The 6,056-nt window shown below is 61.6% G+C and carries 4 protein-coding genes; all 4 read right to left on the bottom strand.

Going from position 1 to position 6,056, the window contains the following annotated elements; genetic code table 11:
* Nucleotides 1-123: 123 nt before the first annotated feature.
* Complete coding sequence (gene rpsA, locus N5J71_RS21830; RefSeq protein ID WP_108232817.1) at nt 124-1,806, bottom strand: 30S ribosomal protein S1; 1,683 nt, start codon at nt 1,804-1,806, stop codon at nt 124-126.
* Nucleotides 1,807-1,955: 149 nt separating this feature from the next.
* Nucleotides 1,956-2,621, bottom strand: a complete 666-nt coding sequence (gene cmk / locus N5J71_RS21825) for a (d)CMP kinase (RefSeq protein ID WP_206409182.1) — start codon at nt 2,619-2,621, stop codon at nt 1,956-1,958.
* Nucleotides 2,618-4,858, bottom strand: a complete 2,241-nt coding sequence (locus N5J71_RS21820; protein WP_279917638.1) for a bifunctional prephenate dehydrogenase/3-phosphoshikimate 1-carboxyvinyltransferase — start codon at nt 4,856-4,858, stop codon at nt 2,618-2,620. The genes cmk and N5J71_RS21820 overlap by 4 nt, the downstream gene beginning before the upstream one ends.
* Nucleotides 4,855-5,964: a histidinol-phosphate transaminase gene (gene hisC / locus N5J71_RS21815; RefSeq protein WP_279917637.1), complete on the bottom strand. Its 1,110-nt coding sequence runs from the start codon at nt 5,962-5,964 to the stop codon at nt 4,855-4,857. The genes N5J71_RS21820 and hisC overlap by 4 nt, the downstream gene beginning before the upstream one ends.
* Nucleotides 5,965-6,056: the final 92 nt, after the last annotated feature.

The raw sequence follows: 6,056 nt of genomic DNA, 5'->3' as shown, positions 1-6,056 counted from the left end.
TCCAAATCGTCCGACTCACCACCACAGTGAGCCGAACAGCGCCAGTCACGGCACTACGCGCCATGCCTGGCGCACAACGAAAAAGGCGACCCGAAGGTCGCCTTTTTGATGAATTACCTGAACTTAGTTCTGGTTTTCCATTTGAGCACGGATCAGATCACCAATGGTGGTCGGGCCGGTGCTTTCAACGTCTTGCTTGTTACGCAGTTCCTTCATCGCGTCTTTCTCGTCCTCGACGTCTTTCGACTTGATGGACAGGCTGATGACACGGGACTTGCGGTCGACGCTGATGATCTTGGCTTCTACTTCGTCGCCTTCTTTCAGAACGTTGCGCGCGTCTTCAACGCGGTCACGGCTGATTTCGGAGGCTTTCAGGGTAGCTTCGATCTCGTTGCCCAGGTCGATGATGGCGCCCTTGGCGTCTACTTCTTTCACAACGCCACGGACGATGGTGCCCTTGTCGTTGATGGAGACGTAGTTGCTGAACGGATCGTCTTCCAGTTGCTTGATGCCCAGGGAGATGCGCTCGCGCTCCGGGTCAACCGACAGGATGACGGTTTCCAGTTCGTCGCCCTTCTTGAAGCGACGCACGGCTTCTTCGCCAGCTTCATTCCAGGAGATGTCGGACAGGTGAACCAGGCCGTCGATGCCGCCGTCCAGACCAATGAAGATACCGAAATCGGTGATCGACTTGATGGTGCCGGAGATCTTGTCACCCTTGTTGAACTGGCCGGAGAAGTCTTCCCACGGGTTGGTCTTGCACTGCTTGATACCCAGGGAGATACGACGACGCTCTTCGTCGATGTCCAGAACCATGACTTCCACTTCGTCGCCGACGTTAACGACTTTCGACGGGTGGATGTTCTTGTTGGTCCAGTCCATTTCGGAAACGTGTACCAGGCCTTCCACGCCCTCTTCCAGCTCGGCGAAGCAGCCGTAGTCGGTGAGGTTGGTGACACGGGCAACAACGCGGGTGTTTTCCGGGTAACGCGCCTTGATGGCAACCCATGGGTCTTCGCCCAGTTGCTTCAGGCCCAGGGATACGCGGTTACGCTCGCGATCGTACTTCAGAACCTTGACGTCGATCTCGTCGCCAACGTTGACGATCTCGGACGGGTGCTTGATGCGCTTCCAAGCCATGTCGGTGATGTGCAGCAGGCCATCTACGCCGCCCAGGTCAACGAACGCACCGTAGTCGGTGAGGTTCTTGACGATACCTTTGACTTGCTGACCTTCCTGCAGGGATTCCAGCAGAGCTTCGCGCTCGGCGCTGTTCTCGGCTTCCAGGACGCTGCGACGGGAAACGACAACGTTGTTGCGCTTCTGGTCCAGTTTGATGACCTTGAATTCCAGCTCTTTGCCTTCCAGGTGAGTGGTATCACGCACCGGACGGACGTCAACCAGGGAACCCGGCAGGAACGCGCGGATGCCGTTGACGTCAACGGTGAAGCCGCCTTTGACCTTACCGTTGATAACGCCCTTGACCACTTCTTCAGCGTTGAACGCAGCTTCCAGAACCAGCCAGGACTCAGCGCGCTTGGCTTTCTCGCGGGACAGCTTGGTTTCACCGAAGCCATCTTCAACCGCGTCCAGCGCGACGTGGACTTCGTCACCGACCTTGATGGTCAGCTCGCCTTGTTCGTTGAAGAACTGGTCGAGCGGGATGACGCCCTCGGACTTCAGACCGGCGTGAACGGTAACCCAGTCACCGTCGATGTCGACCACGATACCGGTGATGATGGCGCCCGGCTGCATGTCGAGGGATTTCAGGCTTTCTTCAAATAGTTCTGCAAAGCTTTCGCTCATGTTGATTCCTGTTGATCAAGGGCGGGGATTCGCCCAAACCACATTCCAGACCATGTGGGTTCGTTCATGTAAAAAGAGGCCTACGGGACAAGGACTGGTCTCCCGTATGCCTCCTTGCGGACTGTTCGATTTAGAGCAACCGAACGTCCTTACCCGGCCAGATCGCGATCAGCGACCTCGCGCAGAATTCGTTCAAGCACCTGCTCGATGGAAAGCTCGGTGGAATCCAGCACGATTGCGTCGGCTGCCGGCTTCAGCGGCGCCACCGCGCGCTGGGTATCGCGCTCATCGCGCGCCCGTATCTCGTCGAGAAGACTCGCAAGATTAACATCATCGCCCTTAGCCTTCAACTGCAAGTAGCGGCGACGCGCACGTTCCTCGGCGCTGGCCGTCAGGAAAATCTTCAGCGGCGCGTCGGCGAATACCACGGTACCCATGTCGCGGCCATCGGCCACCAGGCCGGGCATTTCGCGAAAGGCACGCTGACGCTGCAGCAGCGCTTCCCGTACAGCCGGCAGCGAAGCGACCATGGAAGCACCGGCGCCGATCTGTTCGTTGCGGATGGCGTCGGTCACCTCCTCGCCTTCGAGGATGATGCGCTTATCGATGAACTGCACATCCAGATGTGCGGCCAGCTGCTTGAGCGACTCTTCGTTGGTCAGATCGATACCGTGGTTGCCGGCAGCGAAGGCCAGCAGGCGATAGAGCGCACCGGAGTCAAGCAGGTTCCAGCCCAGCTGCTTGGCCAGCAAGGCGCACAGCGTGCCCTTGCCCGACCCGCTCGGCCCATCGACGGTGATTACCGGGGCATTCATGCCTTGCCCTCTACAGCCACGTTGATGCCGACTTCAGCCGACAAGGCCAGGAAGTTGGGGAAGGACGTGGCGACGTTGGCACAGTCATGAATGTGGATCGGCGCAGTGGCGCGCAGCGAGGCGACGCTGAAGGACATGGCAATGCGGTGGTCGCCATGCGCCCAGACTTCGCCACCGCCGATGCTACCGCCTTCGATGATGATGCCATCCGGGGTCGGCTCGGCCTTCACACCCAGCGCGATCAGGCCGTCAGCCATGACCTGGATACGATCGGACTCTTTCACCCGCAGCTCTTCGGCGCCGCGCAGCACGGTACGGCCTTCGGCACAGGCGGCGGCAACGAACAGCACCGGGAATTCATCGATAGCCAGCGGCACCAGGTCTTCCGGAATATCGATGCCTTTGAGCTTGGCCGCTCGCACGCGAATGTCAGCGACCGGCTCGCCGCCGACTTCACGCTGGTTTTCCAGGGTAATGTCGCCACCCATCAGCTTGAGGATATCGATCACGCCGGTACGGGTCGGGTTGATGCCAACGTGCTCGAGCACCAGCTCGGAGCCTTCGGCGATGCTGGCAGCGACCAGGAAGAACGCCGCCGAGGAAATATCGGCCGGCACCTCGATGCGCGTGGCGGTCAGCTTGTGGCCGGACTCGACGCTGGCGGTACTGCCCTCCACGCTCACCGGGTAGCCGAAACCGCGCAGCATGCGCTCGGTGTGGTCACGGGTCGGCGCCGGTTCGGTCACCGAGGTGCGGCCCGCCGCGTACAAGCCGGCCAGCAGCAGGCAGGATTTAACCTGGGCACTGGCCATCGGCATGTCGTAGGCCATGCCGGTCAGGCGTTGACCACCTTTGATGGTCAGCGGCGGACGACCTTCCGGACCGGTCTCGATCACCGCGCCCATTTCACGCAGCGGCTTGGCCACGCGGTTCATCGGGCGTTTGGACAGCGAAGCATCACCGGTCAGCGTAGTGTCGAACGGCTGCGCGGCCAGCAAGCCGGAGAGCAGGCGCATGGAGGTGCCGGAGTTACCCATGTACAGCGGGCCGGCCGGCGCTTTCAGACCATGCAGGCCGACGCCATGGATGGTCACGCGGCCGTGGTGCGGGCCTTCGATGACCACGCCCATGTCGCGGAAGGCCTGCAATGTGGCCAGGGCATCCTCACCCTCGAGGAAGCCTTCGACCTCGGTGGTGCCTTCGGCCAGCGAACCCAGCATGATCGAACGGTGCGAGATGGATTTGTCACCCGGTACGCGGATACGTCCAGCCAGCGAGCTACCAGGTTTTGCCAGGAAAATCAGATCGGTCGAGTGCATAGCGTCCACATAGGCCCTGCGGGCCAGAATTTTGCTGAAATGTTCGCGGGCCACGCGAGCGCGAGTAAACACGCCCAGCAGTTGATGCCCATCCCCGGCGTCGACCGCATCGCGCAAGGCGTCGAGGTCGTCGCGAAACGTATCCAGTGTGCGCAGCACGGCCTCGCGGTTGGCGAGGAAGATATCGTGCCACATCACCGGGTCACTGCCAGCGATCCGCGTGAAGTCGCGGAAGCCGCCAGCGGCATAGCGGAAAATCTCCAGGTTCTCGCTGCGCTTGGCCAGCGAGTCGACCAGGGTAAAGGCCAGCAGGTGCGGCAGATGGCTGGTAGCGGCGAGCACCTGATCGTGATGCTCCACCTCCATCGACTCGACATCCGCCCCCAGCTCGCGCCACAGCGCCTCGACCAGCGCCACAGCCGCTGCATCACTGTGTTCACTGGGCGTGAGAATAACCTTGTGGCGGCGGAACAGTTCGGCGTTGGCCGCCTCCACCCCGCTCTGCTCGGAGCCGGCAATCGGATGCCCCGGTACGAAACGCACTGCCTGACCGGCAAAGGCCAGACGCGCCGCACGCACGACATTGCCTTTGGCGCTGCCAACGTCGGTCAGCACGGCATTGCCAAGATCCAGCGCAGCCAGTTGAGCAAGCACCTTCTCCATGGCCAGGATAGGCACTGCCAACTGAATGACCTCGGCCCCCTGACAGGCGGCAGCCAGGTCGCTCTCGCAGCGATCGACAACGCCCAACTGCACTGCCAGGCGACGCGATTCGGCATCCAGATCGACCCCCACCACTTCCCTGCACAGACCGCGCTCACGCAACCCCTTGGCGAAGGAGCCACCGATCAAGCCGAGGCCGACCACCACCAGGCGGCCGATCTTAGGCGCATTGGATTGCACTGCAGTGACAGTCACGCCGACAGTACCTTGGCCAAGGCCTCGAGGAAGCGTGCGTTCTCTTGCGGCAGGCCGATGGAGACACGCAGGAAATTCGGCATGCGGTAACCGGCCATCGGCCGCACGATCACCCCTTCACGTAGCAGCGCCTGGTTGATCGCAGCGGTGTCGCGACCAAAATCGACGGCGATGAAGTTGGCCTTGGAGGCAATCCAACTCAGCCCCAGAGCCCGCAAACCCTCTTCCAGCTGCTGCATGCCGGCATCGTTTAGGCGACGGCTTTCAGCCAGGTAGTCGGCATCACTCAGCGCCGCGCAGGCAGCAGCCAGCGCAAGGCTGTTGACATTGAACGGCTGGCGTACGCGGTTGAGCACATCGGCGATGGCCGGCGAGCTGATGGCGTAGCCGACGCGCAGCGAGGCCAGACCATAGGCCTTGGAGAAGGTGCGCGAGACCAGCAGGTTCGGGTAGCGCGCCAGGTAATCCAGACCGTCCGGCAACTCGTCGCCTTCGGCGTATTCGATATAGGCTTCGTCCAGCACCACCAGCACCGACTCCGGCACCTTGGCCAGGAAGGTTTCCAGCGCGTCCGGGCCAAACCAGGTACCGGTCGGGTTGTTGGGGTTGGCGATGAAGACGACGCGAGTATTGCCATCGATGGCGGCAAGCATGGCCTGCAAATCGTGACCGTAATCCTTGGCCGGCACGATCTTGCCCTGTGCGCCGACTGCCTGCGTGGCAATGGGGTAAACCGCGAAAGCGTAGTCACTGAACACGGCATTGAGGCCGGGTGCCAGATAGGCACGGGCGACCAGCTCGAGGATGTCGTTGGAGCCATTGCCCAGGGTGACCTGCGCGGCGTCGACGCCGTAACGGGCAGCCAGGGCAGTTTTGAGGGTGAAGCCATTGCCATCCGGGTAGCGGGTCAGTTCGTCCAGTTCGGCGCGAATCGCTGCCAGCACCTTGTCGCTCGGGCCGAGCGGGTTCTCATTGCTGGCCAGCTTGACGATACCGGCCGGATCGAGCCCCAGCTCACGAGCCAACTCGTCGACTGGCTTGCCTGGTACGTAGGGGGACAGCTTTTGCACGCCTGGCTGGGCCAGCGCGATGAAATCACAGCTCATTTGCAAACCTCTTCAATCCAATTGCTCGCGGCACGCCCAGCCCTCACCCCTAGCCCCTCGGCTTTGGCATCCTGCGTCGCCCTACCTCCTGC

It is taken from the genome of Ectopseudomonas oleovorans, from assembly GCF_029845265.1.
In the GTDB taxonomy this organism is placed as follows: domain Bacteria; phylum Pseudomonadota; class Gammaproteobacteria; order Pseudomonadales; family Pseudomonadaceae; genus Aquipseudomonas; species Aquipseudomonas oleovorans.
This window is presented reverse-complemented; position numbering and strand designations above follow the sequence as displayed.